General features: G+C 67.5%; 17 protein-coding genes. 10 read left to right on the top strand and 7 right to left on the bottom strand.

What is annotated here, in order from left to right; genetic code table 11:
- Window positions 1-48 precede the first annotated feature (48 nt).
- A complete protein-coding gene (rsmD, locus tag FBY33_RS17030) occupies window positions 49-693 on the top strand; it encodes a 16S rRNA (guanine(966)-N(2))-methyltransferase RsmD (RefSeq protein ID WP_142031552.1) in 645 nt (214 codons plus the stop codon).
- Here rsmD and FBY33_RS17025 read toward each other — a convergent pair.
- Both FBY33_RS17025 and FBY33_RS17020 read right to left on the bottom strand, forming a co-directional pair.
- Window positions 690-1478 (bottom strand): spermidine synthase, encoded by a 789-nt coding sequence (locus FBY33_RS17025; protein WP_200831415.1) that lies wholly within the window; start codon window positions 1476-1478, stop codon window positions 690-692. The two genes, rsmD and FBY33_RS17025, sit on opposite strands and share 4 nt — an antisense overlap.
- Window positions 1478-2707 carry an aminotransferase class I/II-fold pyridoxal phosphate-dependent enzyme gene (locus FBY33_RS17020; RefSeq protein WP_200831414.1) on the bottom strand — a complete coding sequence of 410 codons (1230 nt, stop codon included), beginning with the start codon at window positions 2705-2707 and terminating at the stop codon, window positions 1478-1480. Before FBY33_RS17020 ends, FBY33_RS17025 begins: the two co-directional genes overlap by 1 nt.
- Window positions 2708-2750: 43 nt before the next feature.
- On the opposite strand from FBY33_RS17020, the gene coaD reads away from it, so the two are divergent.
- From coaD to mutM, 5 genes are all read left to right on the top strand, one after another.
- Entirely contained in the window at window positions 2751-3251 is a 501-nt protein-coding gene (gene coaD / locus FBY33_RS17015) for a pantetheine-phosphate adenylyltransferase (RefSeq protein WP_142031550.1), read from the top strand.
- A 122-nt stretch (window positions 3252-3373) separates the two neighbouring features.
- Window positions 3374-3898 carry a YceD family protein gene (locus tag FBY33_RS17010; protein ID WP_082566791.1) on the top strand — a complete coding sequence of 175 codons (525 nt, stop codon included), beginning with the start codon at window positions 3374-3376 and terminating at the stop codon, window positions 3896-3898.
- 36 nt (window positions 3899-3934) lie between these two features.
- Window positions 3935-4138 (top strand): 50S ribosomal protein L32, encoded by a 204-nt coding sequence (rpmF, locus tag FBY33_RS17005; RefSeq protein WP_009356569.1) that lies wholly within the window; start codon window positions 3935-3937, stop codon window positions 4136-4138.
- Window positions 4139-4158: 20 nt separating this feature from the next.
- The gene (gene rnc / locus FBY33_RS17000) at window positions 4159-4887 is read left to right on the top strand and encodes a ribonuclease III (RefSeq protein WP_142031549.1); all 729 of its coding nucleotides are present in this window, start codon (window positions 4159-4161) and stop codon (window positions 4885-4887) included.
- Window positions 4888-4893: 6 nt separating this feature from the next.
- Window positions 4894-5862: a bifunctional DNA-formamidopyrimidine glycosylase/DNA-(apurinic or apyrimidinic site) lyase gene (gene mutM / locus FBY33_RS16995; protein WP_142031548.1), complete on the top strand. Its 969-nt coding sequence runs from the start codon at window positions 4894-4896 to the stop codon at window positions 5860-5862.
- A gap of 17 nt (window positions 5863-5879) precedes the next feature.
- On the opposite strand, the gene FBY33_RS16990 is transcribed toward mutM, so the two are convergent.
- Genes FBY33_RS16990 through FBY33_RS16980 form a run of 3 tightly spaced genes read right to left on the bottom strand, consistent with a single transcriptional unit; the run spans window position 5880 to window position 10548 of the window.
- Complete coding sequence (locus tag FBY33_RS16990; protein WP_142031547.1) at window positions 5880-6851, bottom strand: NAD-dependent epimerase/dehydratase family protein; 972 nt, start codon at window positions 6849-6851, stop codon at window positions 5880-5882.
- Entirely contained in the window at window positions 6848-9532 is a 2685-nt protein-coding gene (locus tag FBY33_RS16985; RefSeq protein WP_142031546.1) for an alpha/beta fold hydrolase, read from the bottom strand. The genes FBY33_RS16990 and FBY33_RS16985 overlap by 4 nt, the downstream gene beginning before the upstream one ends.
- Window positions 9526-10548: a 3-oxoacyl-ACP synthase III gene (locus tag FBY33_RS16980; protein ID WP_200831413.1), complete on the bottom strand. Its 1023-nt coding sequence runs from the start codon at window positions 10546-10548 to the stop codon at window positions 9526-9528. Before FBY33_RS16980 ends, FBY33_RS16985 begins: the two co-directional genes overlap by 7 nt.
- A gap of 228 nt (window positions 10549-10776) precedes the next feature.
- Between FBY33_RS16980 and smc the strand changes: the two genes are divergently transcribed.
- Window positions 10777-14364 (top strand): chromosome segregation protein SMC, encoded by a 3588-nt coding sequence (gene smc, locus FBY33_RS16975; protein WP_142031544.1) that lies wholly within the window; start codon window positions 10777-10779, stop codon window positions 14362-14364.
- A gap of 99 nt (window positions 14365-14463) precedes the next feature.
- Window positions 14464-15669, top strand: a complete 1206-nt coding sequence (ftsY, locus tag FBY33_RS16970; RefSeq protein WP_142031543.1) for a signal recognition particle-docking protein FtsY — start codon at window positions 14464-14466, stop codon at window positions 15667-15669.
- Window positions 15670-15705: 36 nt separating this feature from the next.
- Here the strand turns inward: ftsY and FBY33_RS16965 are convergent, their stop codons facing one another.
- Complete coding sequence (locus tag FBY33_RS16965; RefSeq protein ID WP_142031542.1) at window positions 15706-16947, bottom strand: MFS transporter; 1242 nt, start codon at window positions 16945-16947, stop codon at window positions 15706-15708.
- A 226-nt stretch (window positions 16948-17173) separates the two neighbouring features.
- On the opposite strand from FBY33_RS16965, the gene FBY33_RS16960 reads away from it, so the two are divergent.
- Window positions 17174-18535, top strand: a complete 1362-nt coding sequence (locus FBY33_RS16960; RefSeq protein ID WP_142031541.1) for an ammonium transporter — start codon at window positions 17174-17176, stop codon at window positions 18533-18535.
- Entirely contained in the window at window positions 18532-18870 is a 339-nt protein-coding gene (locus FBY33_RS16955; protein ID WP_056335370.1) for a P-II family nitrogen regulator, read from the top strand. Before FBY33_RS16960 ends, FBY33_RS16955 begins: the two co-directional genes overlap by 4 nt.
- A gap of 107 nt (window positions 18871-18977) precedes the next feature.
- Here FBY33_RS16955 and FBY33_RS16950 read toward each other — a convergent pair whose 3' ends face one another.
- On the bottom strand, window positions 18978-20381 hold the full coding sequence (locus tag FBY33_RS16950) for a glucose-6-phosphate dehydrogenase (protein WP_142031540.1): 1404 nt from the start codon (window positions 20379-20381) through the stop codon (window positions 18978-18980).
- Window positions 20382-20430 lie beyond the last annotated feature (49 nt).

Here is a 20430-nt window from a genome sequence, read left to right as displayed (position 1 = left end):
CGCGGCGCGCATAGGTGCACCGGGCGCCGGCGGATCGCGGTGGGCGCGGTGACCAGGATTATTGCCGGGGCTGCCGGCGGCACGCCACTGGCGGCCGTTCCAGGGTCTTTAACCAGGCCAACCACGGACCGGGTGAAGGAAGCGCTGTTTTCCCGCCTCGACGCCTTTGAAGTCATTGCCGGCGCGCGGGTGCTGGATCTTTATGCGGGCTCGGGTTCGCTGGGGGTGGAAAGCGCCAGCAGGGGAGCCAAGACGGTGGACCTGGTTGAGTCGGATGCCAAGGCCAGTGCTGTGTGCCAGCGCAACGCGGACCTCATCAACGGGGTTCTGGGCCGCAAAACCGTTACCGTGCACCGTTCCAAGGTGGAGCCTTTCCTGGACCGCGTCGCGGAATCAGCTGCCTGGGACCTGGTGTTCCTGGATCCGCCGTACCCATTGGAGGATGCCGCGCTCGCAGCGGTGCTGCAGAAGCTTGCCGCGCACCTGGTCCCCGGTGCCGTCGTGGTGGTGGAACGCTCGTCGCGCTCCCCGGAGCCGCAATGGCCGGATGGGATGACGAGGTTCGCAGAGAAGAAATACGGGGAAACCCGGTTGTGGTACGCCGAACCGTTCGTGCCCGATGCCATCGCTGCGGACGACCTGGCGGACGCTGCCGGGCCTGAAGCTGCCGGGCCTGGCACCCCTGGGGACTAGCCCGAGAAGGGGTCCAGGTCGACTCCCGCCAGGACACGTGCGGGGTGGGGGCCACGCGCGGTCAATTCAGCTGTCCAGGCTTCCGGCCATGGACCCTGCGTCCCTGCCAGGATGATGTTGCCCGGGTACCTGCCCTCGAACATGCCGGCTTCCGCAACGGCGCCCACATCCGCCATCACATCCCGCATCGCCGCCACCTGGCTCCTGACCAGCGTGAGGGCCGCCTCGTCGCCCACATTGACGATCAGCAGGCCGTCCGGGCGCAAACGTTCCCTGGCCTCACGGTAGAAGCCGCTGGTGGCGATGTGGGCCGGGGCTTGCGGGCCGGAAAAGATGTCCAGGATTACGACGTCGAATCTTAGGCCGGGATCGAGGGCACCAAGCGCTTCACGGGCATCGCCGATGATGGTGGTCAGGTCGGTCCCCTCGGGCAGGGGAAGGTGCCGAAGGACAAAGTCCAGCAGCTCGCGTTCCAGCTCAACCGCGTACTGTACCGAGCCGGGGCGGGTGGCCTGGATGTACCGCGCAAGCGTCAGGGCCCCGGCTCCGAGGTGGAGGGCACTGATCGGCCCGCCGGAAGGGGCCGCCAGATCCACCAGGTGTCCAATCCTGCGGAGGTACTCGTAAAAGATGTCCTCCGGCCGGTCAAGGTTGACGTGGGACTGTTCGGCTCCGCCGATGCTGAGGACATAGCCGCCATCAGTGAATGCATCGGTTTCGATGGTGGCGTGCTGGCCAGTGGCCCGCAGGCAGCGGCTGGCAGTCCCGCCGCTGCCGCCGGACATCAGAGCCTGCTGCCCAGGGTGGCCAGCCGTGCGGCGGCCTCCTCCAGGACCTCGGTCTTCTTGCAAAAGGCAAACCGGAGCAGGCTGCGCATCCGCTCCGCACCTTCCGGATGGCAGAAGACCGGAACCGGAATGGCCGCGACACCCACCAGTGCCGGCAGGCGGCGGGCCAGGTCCACGGCGTCCGTTATGCCCAGCGGAGCCGTGTCCACGTTGACGAAGTAGGTTCCCCGCGGTGTGAAGACATCAAAGCCCGCCGCCCGGAGTCCGGCGCTGAGGATGTCCCGTTTCTTCTCAAGGGCGGCGGCGATGCCGGCGTAAAAATCGTCGGGCAGGGCCAGGCCGGCGGCGATCGCTCCCTGGAAGGGCGTGCCTGAGCTGTAGGTCAGGAACTGCTTTACCGTGCGGACGGCGGAGACCAGATCTTCCGGTCCGCTCAACCAGCCGATCTTCCAGCCGGTCAGGGAGAACGTCTTTCCCGCAGAGGAAATGGTGATGGTGCGGGCAGCGGCGCCCGGAAGGGTGGCTACAGGGGTATGGGCCACGCCGAAGGTGAGGTGCTCGTACACCTCATCCGTGATGATGATGCTGTCGTGCTTTGCCGCAAGCTCCACCACGCGCTGCAGGACGGCCGGTGGAAAGACAGCACCGGTGGGGTTGTGCGGATTATTCAGCAGTACCACCCGGGTCCGCTCAGTGAAGGCCGCATCCAATGATGCCAGGTCCGGCATGAAGTCCGGGGCAGCCAGCGGCACAGTCACGTGGGAGGCGCCGGAAAGTCCAATGACTGCGCCGTAGGAGTCGTAGAAAGGCTCGAACGTCAGGACCTCATCGCCCGGTCCGGCGAAGGCCAGCAGTGACGCGGCGATGCCTTCCGTGGCCCCCGTGGTGATGATGACCTCGGTTGCCGGGTCCGGCCTGAGCCCGTAGAAGCGTTCCTGGTGCGCGGCCACCGCCGCACGGAGCTCGGGCAGGCCCTTGCCGGGTGCGTACTGGTTGGCGCCCGCCGCAATGGCTGCCCGGGCCGCCTCCCGGATTTCGGCCGGCCCGTCCTCATCAGGAAAGCCCTGCCCCAGATTGATCGCCCCGGTCTGGACGGCCAGGGTGGTCATCTCTTCGAAGATGGTGACACCCAGTCCGCCGTCGGGGGCCAGGAGGTTGGCTCCGAGCGCTGTGCGCTGCCAGGGCGCAGGTGCCAGGGGTGTGGAAAGTTCCCGTGGTGGATGCATCCAGTCATGGTATCCCGGCCTTTTCATGGGGTAGGTTCGGAGCATGAGACGCGCTGTGTGCCCCGGATCCTTCGACCCCATCCACAACGGCCATCTCGAAGTCATCGCACGGGCTGCCGGGCTCTTTGACGAGGTCATCGTGGCCATCTCCACCAACTACGCCAAGAAGTACATGTTCAGCCTGGAGGAACGGCTGGAAATGGCGCGCGAAACCCTGGCGCTGCTCAAGGGAATCGTGGTGGAACCGGTGGGCGAGGGGCTCCTGGCGGAGTACTGCCGCCAGCGGGGCGTGTCGGCCATTGTCAAGGGACTCAGGTCCTCGTCGGACTTTGACTACGAGCTTCCCATGGCCACCATGAACCGGCAGCTGAGCGGGGTGGAAACCGTCTTCCTCCCGGCCGAGGCCAGCTACGTCCATCTGTCCTCGACCCTGATCAAGGAAGTGTCGGTCCTGGGCGGCAGCGTGTCGGACTATGTGCCCAGGTCGGTGCACCGCCGGCTGGTTTCCGGCGAGCCTTCGCCGGATCAGCAGCTAAAGCGGTAGGCTGGATCGGTACTTCGGCGCTTCCTCCTGCCGGTTTGAGTCGCTGCGGCTCTTCAGGCTAAGATGGTACGTCGGTCATATGTTCAACAGGAGTTCTCATTAACAGAGATGCTGGTTCGCCCCTGGCGTTCGACGTCAAGGACCTCGGACGCAGTCCGGGAAGCATGCGGACACTGAAGGAACATGTACCCGCACCGGGTGATCTTGGTGTGGCGCTCATTGGTGTTCAGGAAGGCTCGGATGTCGAGCTGGATCTGAGGCTTGAGGCCGTACACGAAGGAATTCTGGTGTCAGGAACCGTGCTTGCCGAAGTTACAGGTGAGTGCGGCCGATGCCTGGATCCCCTTGCGTATGACCTTGAGGTCAATGTGCAAGAACTTTTCTTCTACGAGGGCGTCCAGCTTTCGGACGGAGAAGAAGATGAAGAGCAACGTCGAGTCGAGCACGATGTAATCGATCTTGAACCGGTGTTGCGGGACGCGGTTGTCACCAATCTGCCGTTCCAGCCGGTGTGCCGGGAAGACTGCCAGGGCCTTTGCTCCGAATGCGGAGTTCGCCTGGAAGACGAGCCGGGGCACCACCACGAGGTCCTGGATCCTCGCTGGGCTGCCCTAGCTGATATGGCTAAGCCTGACCGGCAAAATTGATTTGTACGTGTTTGTCTAGAGAGAAATGAGTTAGCCGTGGCTGTTCCCAAGCGGAAAATGTCTCGCTCGAATACCCGCGCCCGCCGCTCGCAGTGGAAGGCGACCGCCCCCCACCTGGTGAAGACCGTTGAGAACGGCCAGGTCACCTACAGCCTGCCGCACCAGGCAAAGGTCGTTACCGACTCTGCTGGCACCGCGCTGTTCCTTGAGTACAAGGGCCGCAAGGTCGCTGACGTCTAATCGGCCCAACAGGCTGACTGATGTCTTCAACTGAAGAGCTTCTGAAGCGTCTCGGTGTCACTATTGACGCCGGGACGCTTCGTCTTGCGCTCACCCACCGTTCATACGCGTACGAGAACGGCGGCATACCCACCAACGAGCGGCTCGAGTTCCTGGGCGACTCCATTCTGGGATTCTCCGTCACCGATGCCCTCTACCGGGACAACCCGGAGCTGCCCGAAGGTGAACTCGCCAAGCGCCGCTCCGCCGTCGTCAGCACCCGGGCCCTGGCCGGCATTGGCCGCAGCCTTGGCATTGGGGAGTACATCTACCTGGGGCAGGGCGAAAAGCTCACCCACGGCAAGAACAAGGCCTCCATCCTTGCGGACACCATGGAGGCCCTGATCGGGGCCACCTACGTTTCCAACGACATCGAGACTGCGCGCCAGCTGGTCATGCGGCTGGTCGGTCCCTTGCTGAAGGACGCCGCGGTCCTGGGCGCCGGCACCGACTGGAAGACCAGCATCCAGGAGCTCGCCGCCAGCCGGCAGCTGGGCAGCATCCACTATGCAGTGGACGGCTCCGGCCCGGACCATGCCCGCACCTTCACGGCGGTGCTGAACATCGGCGGCACGGCCTATGGCAAGGGCTCCGGCCATTCCAAGAAGGAAGCCGAACAGGAAGCGGCGGCTGACGCCTGGCGGGTACTCTCCGGGGCCGCCGCCCAGACGGCACCCGGCACCTCCGCAGGCTCCGTAGCAGCCAAGTAGCGTTCCGTGCCTGAACTGCCCGAGGTGGAAGTGGTGCGCCGCGGCCTGGTGAACTGGGTCCGCGGCAGGACCATCAGCGCCGTGGACGTCATTGACCGACGCTCCATCCGGCGCCACGCCCTCGGAGCCGGGGACTTCATCGGCAACCTCGAAGGCGCTACGGTGTCCGACGTCGTGCGCCGCGGCAAGTTCCTCTGGATGCCGCTGCTGGACTCCACCGCCCCGCTTCCGGACAACCCTGAAGAACCCCGCCTGCCGGGCGTGGCACTCATGGCGCATCTGGGCATGAGCGGGCAGTTGCTGATGCAGGGCCCCGGCGTTCCGGATGAAAAGCACCTTAAAGTCCGGTTCCGGCTGAGTCCCCGGGAGGGGATGCCGGACCAGCTGCGCTTCGTGGACCAGCGGATCTTCGGCGGCCTCTTTGTCACCGCCCTGGTACCCACGGACGACGGCGGTCCGGGCGGCCTTGCGGAATCCCCCCTTCCCCTGATCGCGTCGGAGGCGGCGCACATTGCCCGCGACCCGCTGGATCCTTCCTTCTCCTTCGACCTGTTCTACCAGCGGCTTCGGAAGCGCAGGACCGGCCTGAAGCGGGCACTGCTGGACCAGGGCCTGGTCTCTGGAATCGGAAACATCTACGCCGATGAAGCCCTGTGGCGTGCCAGGCTGCATTACGCCAGGCCCACGGACACCCTTCGCCGGAGCGAGGCCCAGCGGGTCCTCGACAGCGCCCGGGAGGTAATGCTCGATGCCCTGGCAGCAGGAGGAACCAGCTTCGATTCCCTGTACGTCAATGTCAACGGCGCCTCAGGCTACTTCGACCGGTCCCTCAACGCCTACGGCCGGCAGGGTGAGCCGTGCAAGAGATGCGCGGCAGCAGGAATCCAGGCGATCATCCGCCGCGAGCAGTTCATGAACCGCTCGTCCCACACCTGCCCGGTGTGCCAGCCGCGGCCCCGCAACGGCCGCTGGTAACGCCGGACTGACCAGCCTCAGCAGCCGGCGTAGTGCGCGGCCAGCCGTGCCAGGCCTTCGTCGATCGATACAGCCGGAGTCCAGTCGAGGAGCTTCCGGGTTTCGCGCTGGTCGAACCAGTGGGCAGTGGACAGCTGTTCAGCAAGGAACTTTGTCATGGGTGGTTCGTCCTGCTTTCCAAGCCCCAGCCACACCCTTTCCACCGCGGAACCGGCAATGCGGGCAAGCCGCCCCGGCACGGACCATGACGGAGCCGGCACACCGCCCGCGGCACAGATGCCGGCAATGAGTTCGCCCACCGGCCGTGGCTCCCCGTTGGTGACAACCAGCGCCCTGCCATGGATGTGGCTGATCCGGTCCAGCGCGGCAACGATCGCTGCCGCCGCGTTGTCCACGTAGGTGGTGTCGATCAGGGCGGCGCCCGCGTCCAGCAGCGGCAGCCGGTGCCGGGCCGCCCGCGCCAGCACCCGTTCCACCAGCTGGGTGTCCCCGGGCCCCCAGACCACATGCGGCCGCACCGCGGCAACACGGAAGTCCGGGGTGTCTGCGGCGAGGGCCAGCAGTTCGGCCCGGGCCTTGGTGCGGGAGTAGTCGCCATGGGCATGTTCCGGGTCCGCCGGTTCCGCACCCAGGCCTGCGATGGCGGTGCCGGAGTTGGCCACTGACGGCGAGGACACGAAGACCAGGTCCCGGACCCCGGCCGCGCGGGCGGCCAGGAGCAGGCGACGGGTGCCCTGGACGTTTACCTCGCCAAACTCCGCGGGAGGGCCCGTGAAGGAGACCTTGGCTGCCAGGTGGATGACTGCTTCGGCACCCTGGACGGCGCCCCTGACGGCCGAATCCTCGGTGAGGGAGCCGCAATGGTCCGCGGCGCCGTCGACCCCTGACGGGCGCCGCTGGAAGGTGGTGACGTCATAGCCTCTGCGCACCAGTTGCCCCGCGACTTCCCGGCCCAGCAGCCCGCTGGCACCGGTGACCAGGACCTTCATGGGGTCCCCGGCCGGCCGCCGGCCAGGACGGAGGAAGCCCATCGGGACAGCCGCGTCCGGTCAATCTTCGCGTTGTGCCTGATGTCGGTGGGCTGTGCGGGGACAACCAGGACAGCGGCCACGGAAACGCCTGCCGTGCGGGCAGCTTCCCGGACCTTGCCGGCCAGGTCCACGCCGGCGGGCCCGGCTTTCCGGACAGGCGGGACGGTCTCCACGACGGCGGTGACAGCCTGCGTCCCCGCCGGTCCCACGCCAACAATTGCGGCCATGCGGATACCGGCCAGGCGTTCAATGGCCTGTTCCGCGCCAACAGGGGTCACCACCGCACCAGGCGCCGTGATGACGTGCGCAAGGCGGCCTTCCACCCACAGCCGGCCGTCGGCGTCGAAGTGCCCTACATCGCCGGTGCGGTGCCAGCCGGACTCAGCGGCACTGGCTTCTTCGGTCAGCCAGAGCCGGTCATACGCTTCCTTGACATGCCGGGCACTGACCAGGATTTCTCCCGTGATCCCGACCTCCGTCACAGGCAGGGAACCGGGTGCGGTGCCGTCCGCTGCCAGCGGGATGATGGCTACCCGGGCACCGTGGACGGGCCGGCCCACGCAGACGCCGTTACCGGTCCCGGGTTTTGCTCCGGATTCGGCGTCGGCGCTGGCGGCCCGGATCTGTTCCAGGCTGATGTCCGTGACGGGCAGCGCCTCAGTCATTCCGTAGGGGGTGTGCAGGGAGGCGCCCGGCAGCAGCCGCTGCACCTCGGCAAGGAGCGGTTCCGGGACGGGGGCGCCGGCGGATAGCAGCAATTCGACGCGTTTCAGGGCGGCAGTGCCTTCAGCGGTCAGTCCGCCGCTGGTGGCGGCGACATTGCGCAGGGCAGCCGGGGACGCGAACACCACCGTGGCATCGATGGCCGCCGCGGCGTCCGCGAGGGCACGCGCCGTCAGGGTGCGTGGAGCAGTGACGTCCATAGCCGGCGTCACGGACGCGGTTCCCAGCGCCGGACCCAGCAAGGCGAAGGGTGCAAAGCCTGCCACGAGCCGCTGGCCCGGATGGATCCCGAAGGTTTCGGCCACGGTGTCCCGCATCGCCGCGAGCTGCCGGTGCGTGTACACCACGCCTTTGGCAGGACCGGTGGAACCGGAGGTGAAGAGCACGGCGGCGGGGGAGTCCGGGTCCGGGTGCGATGCGCCGCCGTCGTTAGGCCAAGCGGTAGGCCTGGACCCCTCCCTTGCCAGGGCGGCGAGGGAGGTCTCCACTCCAAGGATCCGGCGGAGTGCAGCCGGCAGGTCGTTGACGCTGATTCGCCTGGCCGGCCATCCCAGCACGCGGGCAGCGGCCAGCGCCTTATCGATACCGATCAGGAAGTCGGGGGTGGCTCCCTTGACGGCCCGGCTCAGCCCCCTGGTGCCCAGGCCGGCATCAGCCACCACCACCACGGCTCCCAGCCGCAGGCAGGCATACAGGGCTACGGTCAGGTCGACCCCGGGCGGGACCATCAGGCTCACCCGGCTGCCGGGCCTGACGCCTGCCCGGTCCAGGCCGGCGGCGAGGCGGTCCACAGCATTGTCCAGCTGCTGCCATGTAAGGGAGTGGGCAACGGTGCCGTCGGCTTTCATTTCGACGACGGCCGGTTCACCTTGGGAAGGACCGGCCGCCAGTTCCGTGAGGAGCGCCCATAGAGGCCGGAAACCCTCGCCGGCCGGTGCCTGCGACACGCCGCGGCGGACCGCTGAAGAGGCGTCCCCGGAGCCCGTAGCGCGCCCGGCAAGCCAGTCGAAAACGGCCGGTGCGATGTCCCGGTCTTCCACGAGCAGGTGTCCCGCGCCCTCATAACGGTGCACATCTGCGTGCGGGAGGCGTCTGATGAGGTCCTTCAGGTAGCGGTCGGAGAAGATCGGGTCCCGCGGGCCCCACAGCATCAGGGCGGGGACATCAAGGCTGCGGATGCCTTCGGCGACACCGCGGAGGGCAGGGAAGCTGGCATGCGAAGCGTCAACGGGAATGTCGGCAACAAAGTTGCCCACCCCCGCACGCTGCTGTTCGGCTCCGCGGTAGGGGGCCCTGTATGCGTTCCGGACATCCGCCGGCAACGGCGGATGCGCCAACGAATGCGTCACCCGCAGGAAAGCGTCGGAGGTGGTGGTTCCCCAGGTGTGCACCGCCGGGTGCAGGGCCAGGCGCAACGCCGGGGGAATGGGCGAACCTGCCGGCTGGTGCACGGCCGTGTTGGTCAGCACCACGCCTGCCAGTTGGTTTTGATGGGCCAGGGCCCAGCCCAGGCTGACCACCCCGCCCCAGTCGTGGCCCACCGTTACCACCGGGCCGTCCAGGGCCAGCGCGTCCGTCAGGTCGCCCAGGTCCTGGATCCTGTCCGCCAGCCGGCGGAAGGTGCCCGTACGCTCGGAGAAGCCCATGTCCAGCTGGTCCACCGCCACAACCCGCCACGGATGAGCGGGGTTGGATCCGGCGGCCAGCAGGCTCCGCCACAGGTAGGACCAGGTGGGGTTGCCGTGCACGCACAGGAGGGTTCCGGCGGGAGCCAGGCCGCGGCGGGTGAGTTCTGCCCCGTTATCCAGCAGGTGCCAGCGGCGCACCTCACCTGGCGCGTCCACGCCGGCTGTGGAGGGAACCTCAATTTCACGCGACCATCGGGCGTCCACGCCCGGCCATGCCTCGATCACCAAACGATTTCCAGCATCGCGGTGTTCAGGCCGGAACCCACCCCCATGCACAGGACGCGGTCCCCGGTTCCCAGGGACTGGGCCTCGGCCGCCAGCGTCATGGGCAGCGACGCAGGCCCAACATTGCCCCAGTGCGGGAACGTGATGGGCACCTTGTCGGGGTCGAGGTCGATGGCGTCAATGATGGCCTGGGTGTAGGCGTTGCTGACCTGGTGGGTGACGTAGCGGTCCATGGCAGCCCAGTCCCACTCGGGCTGCGCTTCATGCCACGCGTCGACCACCAGCTGAAGGCCGCCGTCGAGCAGTCCTTTCGTGTCGGTGTGCATGCCGTCGATGCCGCCCACGCACAATTCGTGGTGCTCGGTGCCGGCGCGCATCACGCCGCCCACCACCCGGTGCGCTCCGGGGTGCTCATCAGCCGGGCCCAGGACGGCCGCGGCAGCCCCGGATCCCAGCGTCAGCGTGGCGAACTCACGGTTGAAGTCGTCGCGGGTGGTCTCCGGCCGCTGCAGCCGGGCAAGGGTGGCTTCCTGCGTCAGCTGGGCGTCCTCGCCATTGACGATAACGGCGTAGCGGATCTGTCCCGAGTCGATCATGTTCGCGGCCAGGGTCAGGGCATTCACGAACCCCAGGCAGGCATTGGCAAGGTCGAAGTTCATGGCCGACGACGGCAGGCCGAGGCCGTGGTGGATCTTCACCGCCACGGACGGTTCGAGGTTGCGCCGCGTCACCGAGGTGTTGATCAGCAGTCCGACGTCACAGGCCTCGATGCCGGCCTCGGCCAGTGCCTTGGCGCCGGCTTCCACGGCGGCATCGTCGAACGACGTTCCGGGGGCCCACCAGCGGCGGTGTGTGATGCCCGCAACGCGCTCAAGCAGGCGGGGCGGAAACTTCAGCCGCTTCAGCGTGGACGCCAAGTGGCGGTCAAAGTCCGTGGAGCTGACAATCCTCGGAGCCTCGACGCTGCTCACCGAGAGCAGCGCGGTGTTGCTGTGGCGGAAGGTTGCATTACCTGCCAATTCAAGCCCCTCTTCGTTTCCGTGGCGCATTCATGCGGTGACTGTACCCACATAAACGCAGGCTCAAGAGCTTAACTATGCCTTTGCCCGGCCGGAACTGGCATATCCGGCCGTGTGCCGGCCCCGGCTTCCGGGTGCTGGTGCGGGGAAATGTCGGTCCTGCGCAGTAGATTGTAGTGAGCCGGATCCAGCAAAGTGCCCCACCCGCTCCAGGAGACCAGAAAAGCCTTGCACCTCAAAAGCCTCACCGTCCGGGGGTTCAAGTCCTTTGCCTCTGCCACCACCTTCGACTTCGAACCCGGCGTCACCGCCGTGGTGGGTCCCAACGGATCCGGCAAGTCCAACGTGGTGGACGCTTTGGCCTGGGTGATGGGCGAGCAGGGGGCCAAAACCCTCCGCGGCGGCAAGATGGAGGATGTCATTTTTGCCGGGACGTCCGGGCGCCCGCCCCTGGGACGCGCCCACGTTTCGCTGACCATCGACAACACCGACGGCGCGCTCCCCATCGAATACAGCGAAGTGACCATTTCGCGGACGCTGTTCCGGACGGGCGGCTCCGAATATGCCATCAACGGTGCCGGCTGCCGGCTGCTTGACATCCAGGAACTCCTTTCCGACTCCGGGCTGGGCCGGGAAATGCATGTCATCGTGGGCCAGGGCCAACTGGACCGCGTACTGCATGCCACCCCGGAGGACCGGCGCGGCTTCATTGAAGAGGCGGCGGGGATCCTCAAGCACCGCCGGCGCAAGGAACGGACGGTCCGGAAGCTGGAGGCCATGCAGGCCAACCTCCAGCGACTTACGGACCTCACCGGGGAAATCCGCCGCCAGTTGACGCCCCTTGGAAAACAGGCGGAAGTGGCCCGCCGTGCCCAGCGCGTCCAGTTCGACGTCAGGGATGCCCGGGCCCGGCTGCTCGCCGATGACCTCGTCCAGCTGCAGCAGGCGCTGGAGCAGGACGTGGCGGACGAGGCCGCGCTCAAAGCCCGGCGGACCGCCGTCGAGGAGGAACTCGAAGCCGGGCGCAGGCAGCAGGCAAGGCTGGAGCAGCTGGCAGCCGAAGCCACGCCCCGCCTCAACGCCGCCCGTGACACGTGGTACCGGCTCTCCACTGCACGCGAACGCCTTCGGTCGCTCGGTTCGCTGGCCACCGAACGCAGCCGCTTGCTGGGTTCCGAAGACACCGTGGCGCCTTCCGGGCGGGATCCCGAACAGCTTGAGCGCCAGGCAGCCAGGGTGCGGCAGGAGCTGGCTGAGCTCGAACAGGACATCCAGGCCAGAGGGGCCGCACTGGACACCGCCAGCGCCGCCAAGGCGGAAGCAGAGCAGGCTGCCCAGGCAGAGGACCGCCGGCTCACGGCGCAGCTCCGGGCGGCAGCGGACCGGCGGGAGGGCCTGGCCCGCCTGGCCGGACAAGTAGCCGCCGCCAGGTCCCGGGTGGAGTCCGCGCAGGCGGAGCTGGGCCGGCTGCGGGAGTCCCTTGCCGCCGGCACGGAACGGCGTGCCCGTGCCCAGGCCGAGTTCACCGCACTGGAAAACCAGGTGGCCGGCGTGGAAGAAGGGGAGGAGTCCCTGGACGCCGACTATGAGGCTGCCAGCGAAGCACTGGACACCGTCCTTCAGCAGATCGCCGGCCTCAAGGCCGCGGTCAATGAGGGAGTCCGCAAGCGGGACGCCCTCGCCGCCCGGCTCGAGGCTCTCAAGCTCGGACTGGACCGCAAGGATGGGGCCCGGCATGTGCTGGAGTCCGGGCTGCCGGGAGTGCTGGGCACCCTGGCAGCCGGGATCACGGTGCAGGGCGGTTATGAGGCGGCGGTCGCCGCCGCGCTGGGGGAAGCATCCGAGGCTGTCCTGGTCCAGGACGAGGATACGGCGGCCGCAGTCCTGCAGATGCTCAAGGACGACGACGCCGGGCGGGCATCGCTGTTTTTGGCATCGGCCGCGGCGGTCCACCGGGAGGACGGGCAGGACGTGCCGCTGCCCGGCGGAGCGCAATGGGCTGCCGACCTGGTGGACGGACCTGCCAGTCACGTCCCGCTGGTCCGGCACCTGCTGTCCGGGACCGCCGTCGTCACCGGCATCGACGCCGCGGCCGCGCTCGTGGCCTCGCAGCCCGGGCTCACGGCCGTCACCCGCGAAGGGGACGTGTTCACCGCTGTATCCGCTGCCGGCGGTTCAGCCAAGGCACCGTCCCTCCTTGAGGTGCAGGCGGCAGTGGACGACGCCGACCGGGGCCTCTCGGCGGTCACGGCGGACCTGGAGCGGAACAGGTTCGCCCTGGCCGCCGCCGAGGCCCGGCGCGCCGAAGCCCAGGAGGCGGCAGACGCTGCCCTGGACAGGCTGCACGAATCCGATGCCCGCCTCGCTGCCGTCGCTGAACGCCTGGGCCACCTCAACTCTGTACTGCGCAGCGCAGTCGGCGAGAGTGAGCGCCTGGCAGCCTCCCTGGCACGTGCGGAGGAGAACGTTGCCGCGGAGGAGGAAGCGCTCGCTGCCATCACCACCCGGCTGGCTGCTGCCCAGGAAGCTCCCGTTGAAGAGGAGCCCTCCACCGAACGGCGGGACGCGCTGGCCCGTGCCGCATCCGCCGCCCGCGCAGCGGAAGTGGAGGCGCGGTTGTCCCTGCGCAGTGCCGAAGAGCAGGTGGCCGCCACCCGCAACAGGGTGGCATCCCTTGAGAGGGCCGCCGCCACCGAACGCCGCGCCCGGGAGGAAGCGGCCCAGCGCGCCTTGCGCCGCCGCATCCAGGCCAGGCGTGCCGCCGCGGTATCCGCAGCCGTGAAAATGTCGCTGCGGTACGTGGACGTCTCCGTGGACCTCGCCCGGCACGAACGGGACCTGGCCGAGGAAAACCGCGAACAGCGTGACCGTGGGCTGCGGGACATCCGGGAAGCGAATGATGCCCTGGCACGCGAACTGGCTGACCTCACCGACAACGTGCACCGGGACGAGCTGGCGCGGGCCCGGCAGCGTGCCAGGATCGAGGCGGTGGAAACCCGGTCCGTGGACGAACTGGGCATCACCCCCGAAGCCCTGGTGGCAGAGTTCGGGCCGCAGGTCCCGGTACCCGTGCCCGCGGAGGAGACCGGTGACAAGTGGGCGGCACTTCGCGCTCCCGTTGATGCCGGCGGGGAAGAGATCCTGGAAGGGAAGCCCTACGTCCGGCAGGAGCAGGAGAAGCGGCTGCGCAAGGCCGAACGGGACCTGGCCAGCCTGGGCAAGGTGAACCCCCTGGCGCTGGAGGAATTCGCGGCGCTGGAGGAGCGGCACCAGTTCCTCAGCACCCAGCTTGAGGACCTGAAGGCCAGCCGCCGGGACCTGCTGGACATCATCAAGGAAGTGGATGACCGGGTCCAGCGCGTCTTCGCCGAGGCGTTCGAGGACACCCAGGCCCAGTTCGTGCGCGTTTTCGAGCGGCTCTTTCCCGGCGGCGAAGGCCGGCTGGTCCTCACCGACCCGGAGGACATGCTCACCACAGGCATCGAAGTGGAGGCCCGTCCTGCCGGCAAGAAGATCAAACGGCTGTCACTGCTGTCCGGCGGCGAGCGGTCCCTGACCGCAGTGGCGCTGCTGGTGGCCATCTTCAAGGCGCGGCCCTCGCCGTTCTACGTCATGGACGAGGTGGAGGCGGCACTGGACGACACCAATCTCGGCCGGCTGATCACCATCTTCGAGGAACTTCGGGAGTCCAGCCAGCTCATCGTGATCACCCACCAGAAACGGACCATGGAGGTGGCGGACGCCCTGTACGGCGTGACCATGAGGGGCGATGGCGTCTCCACCGTGATCAGCCAGCGCCTGGGCGCTGAGGTGTAGCAGCGGCGGTGGCGCAGCAGCCCGCGGGCCCGCATAGGGGCAGGTCAGGGGCGCAGTGGGCGCCGGAACCGGCGGGGCTGTTTGTGAGAAGCTAGGGGAGTGAATGACATCCTTCCCATTGTCCTGTCCATTCTTGCTGCGCTGGTGGTCATCGGCGGGCTGATTCCGGTCCTGCTCAAGACGCGGAGGAACATCACCCGGTACCCCGGCACCCGCGACGCCAACGACCCGGAGATCCGTTCCGGCGGCAGCACCGCGGTGGCGGACAGAACCGGCACCATAGAACGCGGAACTCCGGCAGGCGTGGACCTCGACGGGCTGGACACCACCACGGTTCCGGATGACGCTGCCGGGCTGGAAACCATCCCGGTCGAAACCCCGCTGCCCGTCGCGGGACGCCTCATCCGGCTCCGTGAGCGGCTGGTCCGCTCCAACAACATCATGGGCAAGGGCCTGCTGGCGCTGCTCTCCAGCGACCGGATCGACGAGAACGTCTGGGACGAGGTGGAGGAAACACTCCTGCTCGCGGATCTCGGAACCGAACCCACCATGCAACTGGTGGATGCCCTGCGGGAACGGGTCAAGGTGCTGGGCGCCCGGACCCCCGAACACGTTAAGGCCATGCTCCGGGAAGAACTGATCAAGCTCGTGGACCCCTCCATGGACCGCAGCCTGAATGTCCAGCGGCATGCGGACAAGCCTGCCGTGATGATGGTGGTGGGCGTGAACGGCGTGGGCAAGACCACCACTGTGGGCAAGCTGGCCCGCGTGCTGGTGGCCGAGGACAAGGACGTCCTGCTGGGCGCCGCTGACACGTTCCGCGCCGCCGCCGCCGAACAGCTGGCCACGTGGGGGCAGCGCGTCGGCGTTCCCACCGTGAAGTCGGACATCGACGGCGCCGACCCCGCCTCCGTTGCCTACGAGGCAGTGAAGGCGGGCATCGAGCAGGAAGTGGACGTTGTCATGATCGACACCGCCGGGCGCCTGCAGAACAAGGTGGGCCTGATGGACGAACTGGGCAAGGTCAAGCGCGTGGTGGAGAAGCTGGCCGAGGTGGACGAGGTCCTGCTGGTGCTGGATGCCACCACCGGCCAGAACGGACTGAACCAGGCAAGGGTCTTCTCAGAGGTGGTCAACATCACCGGCATCGTGCTGACCAAGCTGGACGGAACCGCCAAAGGCGGCATCGTCGTCGCCATCCAGAAGACCCTCGGGGTGCCCGTCAAACTCATCGGTCTGGGCGAAGGCGCGGACGACCTGGCCCCGTTCGACACCGAAGGCTTTGTCGACGCCCTGCTGAATTAGCAGGGCGGCCGGGGAGCCGGAAGCCCGCGGGGAAGGCTAGGCAGCGGCCGTCCGCAAGGATTCCCGCGTGGGCAGCCAGCCGGCCGCGGCCAGGAGCATGACGCCGCCGGTCACGCCGAAAGCCCAGCCGAAGCCCAGCCGGTCCGCGAGCAGCCCGGCCGCCACCGGGCCAACGATCGCTCCGACGTCGGACGTCATCTGGTAGACGGCCAGCACCTTGCCGCCGGAACGTGTGTTGCCAACGACGTCCGCCACAGCGGCCTGCTGGGCCGGACCGAAAAGGCCGGACCCGACGCCGGCAAGCGTCGATGCCGCAAGAAACCAGGGCAGGTCGGAAGTAAAGCCGATCGCCGCAGTTGAGACGGCTGCCACCAGCAGACCGGAGATCATCATGGGCTTGCGTCCCAGCGAGTCCGCCAGCCGCCCCGAAAAGGTGAGTGCGGCTGCATTCCCGGCAGCAAACACGGCCAGCGCCAGTCCGGCCGCCTGTGGGCCTGCCCCGAAGGCGGCCGCGGCGAACAGCGGCACCGTTGCCATCCGGACGCCAAACGTGGCCCAGCCGTTGGCAAAGCTGGACAGGAGGGCCGACCGGTAGGTTCCGGCTGCCAGGGCTTCGCCAAAGCGCATGTCCGGTGGACGGTGCTGGGCCTCGCCGCCGTCCCGGCGTTGATGGCTGAGCTGGGTCTGCACCACGAACGCGGCAACCAGCAGGGCTGCCGCGTAGGCAAGGAACGGGACCCGCAGGCCCAGCCCCGCCAGCAGCCCGCCCACAATCGGCCCGCACACATTTCCGATCAGGAAAGCGGACGCATAGGCTCCTGACACCCTCCCCCTGCTCTTGGGCGGCGCCAGCCGGACCACCAGGGCCATCGACGCCACCGTGAACATCACGGACCCGGCTCCGCCGAGGCCGCGGAACAGCAGCAGCTGCCAGTAGTCCTGCGCGAACGCGCACGCCGCCGTGGACAATGCGACGATCAACAGCCCAGCCACATAGACCGGACGCTCTCCGCGCTTGCCGATCAGGGCGCCGCCGGCGGGCGCAAACGCCAGGCGCATGAAGGCAAAAATTGCCACGATGACCGCGGCCTCGGTGTTCCCCACCCCGAAGGTTGTTGCGAACTGGGGCAATACAGGCGCAACGAGCCCGAATCCAAGCGCAATGAGGAACGCGGCGGCCAGCATCACCTTGATGTCGCGGGGAAGCTTCTCCCGCTGCGGCCTTAGCCAGGCCAGAAACCTCGAGGTGGCGCCGCTTTCGCGGGGTGTTGCCGTCATGGTGCAGGAGTCCTTGCAGGAAAGGGAGCCGGGTGGCTGCGCGGGTGCGGAAACATAACCGTAACAAGGCGGATATGCACCATTTACTTCCTAGAGGTTGTTGTAACAGGCCGGCAATCTAAATCCTCCGCGGGCGAAACACGCCGCCCACAGACTCTTTACAGGACGCAAAAAGGCGTTGGCAGGCGGAGTACTCCGCAAGATTCGATGAGAGAGGACGTGCACCATGGAACTTACCGCAGGTCACGTTTGGGTCATGGTGGCGGCAGCCCTTGTGCTGTTCATGACACCCGGTCTGGCATTTTTCTACGGCGGCATGACCCGCGCCAAGGCAGCCCTGAACATGATGATGATGAGTTTCATCTCCATCGGCATGGTGGGCGTTGTCTGGGTGCTGTGGGGCGCCTCCATGAGCTCCGGTGAAGGATTCCTGGAAATCGTGGGCAACCCGTTCGCCACGTTCGGCCTTGAGGGCATCACCACCCCTGACGGTTTGATCAAGGTGGGCTACGCCGCCACCTTCGCCATCATTACGGTGGCCTTGATCAGCGGCGCCATCGCCGACCGCGCAAAGTTCGGCGCCTGGTCCGTCTTCGTCCCCGTGTGGGTCACCCTAGTGTACTGCCCGCTGGCCTACATGGTGTGGGGCGGCGGTCTCTTCGGCCCCGAAGGAGCCATCGGCAAGGCCCTCGGCCCCGCCATCGACTTCGCCGGCGGTACCGTGGTCCACATCAACGCAGGTGTGGCAGCGCTCGTCCTCGTCCTGATCATTGGCAACCGCAAGGGCTTCGGCAAGGACCCGAACCACCGCCCGCACAACATCCCGTTCGTCATGCTCGGCGCGGCCATCCTCTGGTTCGGCTGGTTCGGTTTCAACGGCGGTGCTGCCACCACCGCTGAACAGGGCGGCCTGATCTGGATCAACACCCTCGCAGCCCCGGCCGCGGCCATGCTCGGCTGGCTGGTCACCGAACGCATCCGCGACGGTCACCCCACCTCCCTGGGCGCAGCCTCCGGTGTTGTTGCGGGCCTCGTGGCCATCACCCCCGCCTGCGCCAACGTCAGCCCGGTTGGAGCCCTCGGCCTCGGTGTGGTGGCCGGTGTAGCCTCCGCCCTGGCAGTCGGCCTGAAGTTCCGCTGGGGCTTTGATGACTCGCTGGACGTCGTCGGCGTCCACCTGGTTTCGGGCATCATCGGCACCGTGGCCCTGGGCTTCATCGCACTGCCCACGGACGGTGCCGGCGGCGGACTCTTCTACGGCGGCGGACTGACCCAGCTCTGGGCGCAGCTCGCGGCAGCCGGCATCGCCATCGCGTACTCCACGGTCCTGACGGCCATCATTGCGCTGGCCATCCACAAGACCATGGGTTTCCGGGTTTCGCAGGAACAGGAAACGGTGGGTGTGGACCTCAGCCTGCACGCCGAGACTGCCTACGAGTTCGGCCTGAGCGGCCACGGCGGAAGCTTCCAGCCGCTGCACGACATGATCACGGGCAAGGGCCAGGGCGAGCCGCACGAGCCGGTCCAGGCGGCGCCGGGTGCACAGAAGTCACAGTCAGCAACAGGTAAGGAAAGCGTGGGGGCATGAGACTGATTACTGCAATCATCAGGCCGGAAAAGCTCGAAACCGTCAGGGAAGGACTGGAAGCCTACGGCGTCCAGGGCCTCACCGTCAGCGCGGCCAGCGGATACGGCCGGCAGCGCGGCTACACCGAGGTCTACCGCGGGGCCGAATACAACGTGGACCTCCTGCCTAAGATCCGGGTGGAAGTCCTGGCCACGGACGAGCAGGCCGACGACATCCTGGACGTGATCATTGCCAGTTCCAATACCGGCAGGGCCGGGGACGGCAAGGTCTGGACCATGGACGTCCATGAAGCAGTAAGGGTCCGGACCGGGGAGCGCGGAGTAGCCGCCATCTAGCCAGGACCCATATACAGAACGGCAAAGCAGGACGGGCGGGAACCGAAAGGTTCCTGCCCGTCCTGCTTGTTCTTAATGGTGCCCTCGCCGCCCGGGCCGGTAACTGTTCAGCCCTTGCGCCGGTTGGTGGGCCATGATGCCGGGCCGGCCGAACCGGCGTCGTACTCTTCAAGCGGGACATCCCCCCGCTCCCACGCCTTGAGCACCGGTTCAACGATCCGCCAGCAGTCCTCCGCGGTGTCACTGCGGACGGACAGCAACGGGTCGCCGGTCAGCACCCCCTCCAGCACTTCGCCGTAGGGCAGCAGGTCGGAGGCACTCAGTTCTGCTTCCAGGGCCACACGGCCCAGGCTGAAGATGTTTCCGGGGCCGTTGACGTCGACGTCGAACTCCAGCGTGTCGGGGCCGAATCCGATCCGCAGCTGGTTGGGGGAGTCCACCCCGGTGAAGCCCTGGGGCAGGTGGGGCACCGGCAGGAAGGTGACCACCGCTTCCTTGCGTTTGTCACCCAGGGCCTTGCCCGAGCGGAGGATGAAGGGCACGCCCTGCCAGCGCCAGTTGTCGATGCCCACCTGGATCTCGGCAAGCGTTTCCGTTTCCCGTCCGGGATCCACGCCTTCCTCCCTGGCGTAGTCGGGGACGTCCTTGCCGGCCAGGGAACCGGCCGTATAGCGCGCCCTGCGCGTTGATTCGGTGAAGGGGGCTTTGACGCTGCTGGCCCGCAGGACGGTGGAGACGGCATCGCGAAGGTCGCGCTCGCCGATGGTGGCAGGGGGTTCGATGGCCATGATCGCCATGACCTGCAGGAGATGGCTCTGGATCATGTCGCGGAGGGCCCCGGCGCCGTCGTAGTAGCGCGCGCGGCCTTCCAGGGCCAGGTCCTCGTCAAAGAAGATCTCCACCTTCTCCACGTGCTGCCGGTTCCACACGGGCTCCAGGAAGTTGTTGGCGAACCGCAGGCCCAGGATGTTCAGGACGGTGGCCTTGCCCAGGAAGTGGTCCACCCGGTGGATGTGGTCCTCGGGGACAAGCCGGGCCAAAGTCCGGTTGAGGGACCGTGCGGATTCCTCGCTGGAGCCGAAGGGCTTCTCCATCACCAGGCGCGTGCCTTCCGGGACCTCTTCCGGCTGGAGCGTCTCGCAGGCCGCCTGGCTGACTCTGGGCGGCAACGCAAAGTAGACGGCCACCGGGCCTTCCAGTCCCTTGAGCAGGGCTGCCAGGGCACCCTTGGCCGTGACGTCCACCTGGTGGTACACGGTCTCCTTTTGCAGCAGCTCGAGGGCGTCCTTCCCCGACCTGTCCGCTGCGCCGGCTGCCGAGGCGAACGATGACTGGACCCGCTCCCGCCATTGTTCCGGCGTCCACGGATCCGAGCCGGCACCCACCAGGGTGAGGCCCTCCGCGCGCCCTGCACTGACCAGCCGCGCCAGGCCCGGCAGCAGGAGCCGGCCGGTGAGGTCGCCCGAGGCACCGAGGATGAGCAGGGTCTTCACTGTTGTTTGGCTCGTCATTTTGCCAGCATGCCACCTACCGTGCCTGACTTGATACCCTAGATAGTCG

The sequence above is a fragment of the Arthrobacter sp. SLBN-112 genome, assembly GCF_006715225.1.
GTDB lineage: Bacteria > Actinomycetota > Actinomycetes > Actinomycetales > Micrococcaceae > Arthrobacter.
Note: the sequence above shows the minus strand (reverse complement) of the source record. Positions and strands in the feature narration are given on the sequence as shown.

Bases quoted from the DNA above. Each gene is read 5' to 3' on its own strand.
- FBY33_RS17025 (WP_200831415.1), bottom strand. From the start codon at position 1,478: ATGTCCGGCGGCAGCGGCGGGACTGCCAGCCGCTGCCTGCGGGCCACT.
- FBY33_RS17020 (WP_200831414.1), bottom strand. From the start codon at position 2,707: ATGCATCCACCACGGGAACTTTCCACACCCCTGGCACCTGCGCCCTGG.
- coaD (WP_142031550.1), top strand. From the start codon at position 2,751: ATGAGACGCGCTGTGTGCCCCGGATCCTTCGACCCCATCCACAACGGC.
- rnc (WP_142031549.1), top strand. From the start codon at position 4,159: ATGTCTTCAACTGAAGAGCTTCTGAAGCGTCTCGGTGTCACTATTGAC.
- FBY33_RS16990 (WP_142031547.1), bottom strand. From the start codon at position 6,851: ATGAAGGTCCTGGTCACCGGTGCCAGCGGGCTGCTGGGCCGGGAAGTC.
- FBY33_RS16965 (WP_142031542.1), bottom strand. From the start codon at position 16,947: ATGACGGCAACACCCCGCGAAAGCGGCGCCACCTCGAGGTTTCTGGCC.
- FBY33_RS16960 (WP_142031541.1), top strand. From the start codon at position 17,174: ATGGAACTTACCGCAGGTCACGTTTGGGTCATGGTGGCGGCAGCCCTT.
- FBY33_RS16955 (WP_056335370.1), top strand. From the start codon at position 18,532: ATGAGACTGATTACTGCAATCATCAGGCCGGAAAAGCTCGAAACCGTC.
- FBY33_RS16950 (WP_142031540.1), bottom strand. From the start codon at position 20,381: ATGACGAGCCAAACAACAGTGAAGACCCTGCTCATCCTCGGTGCCTCG.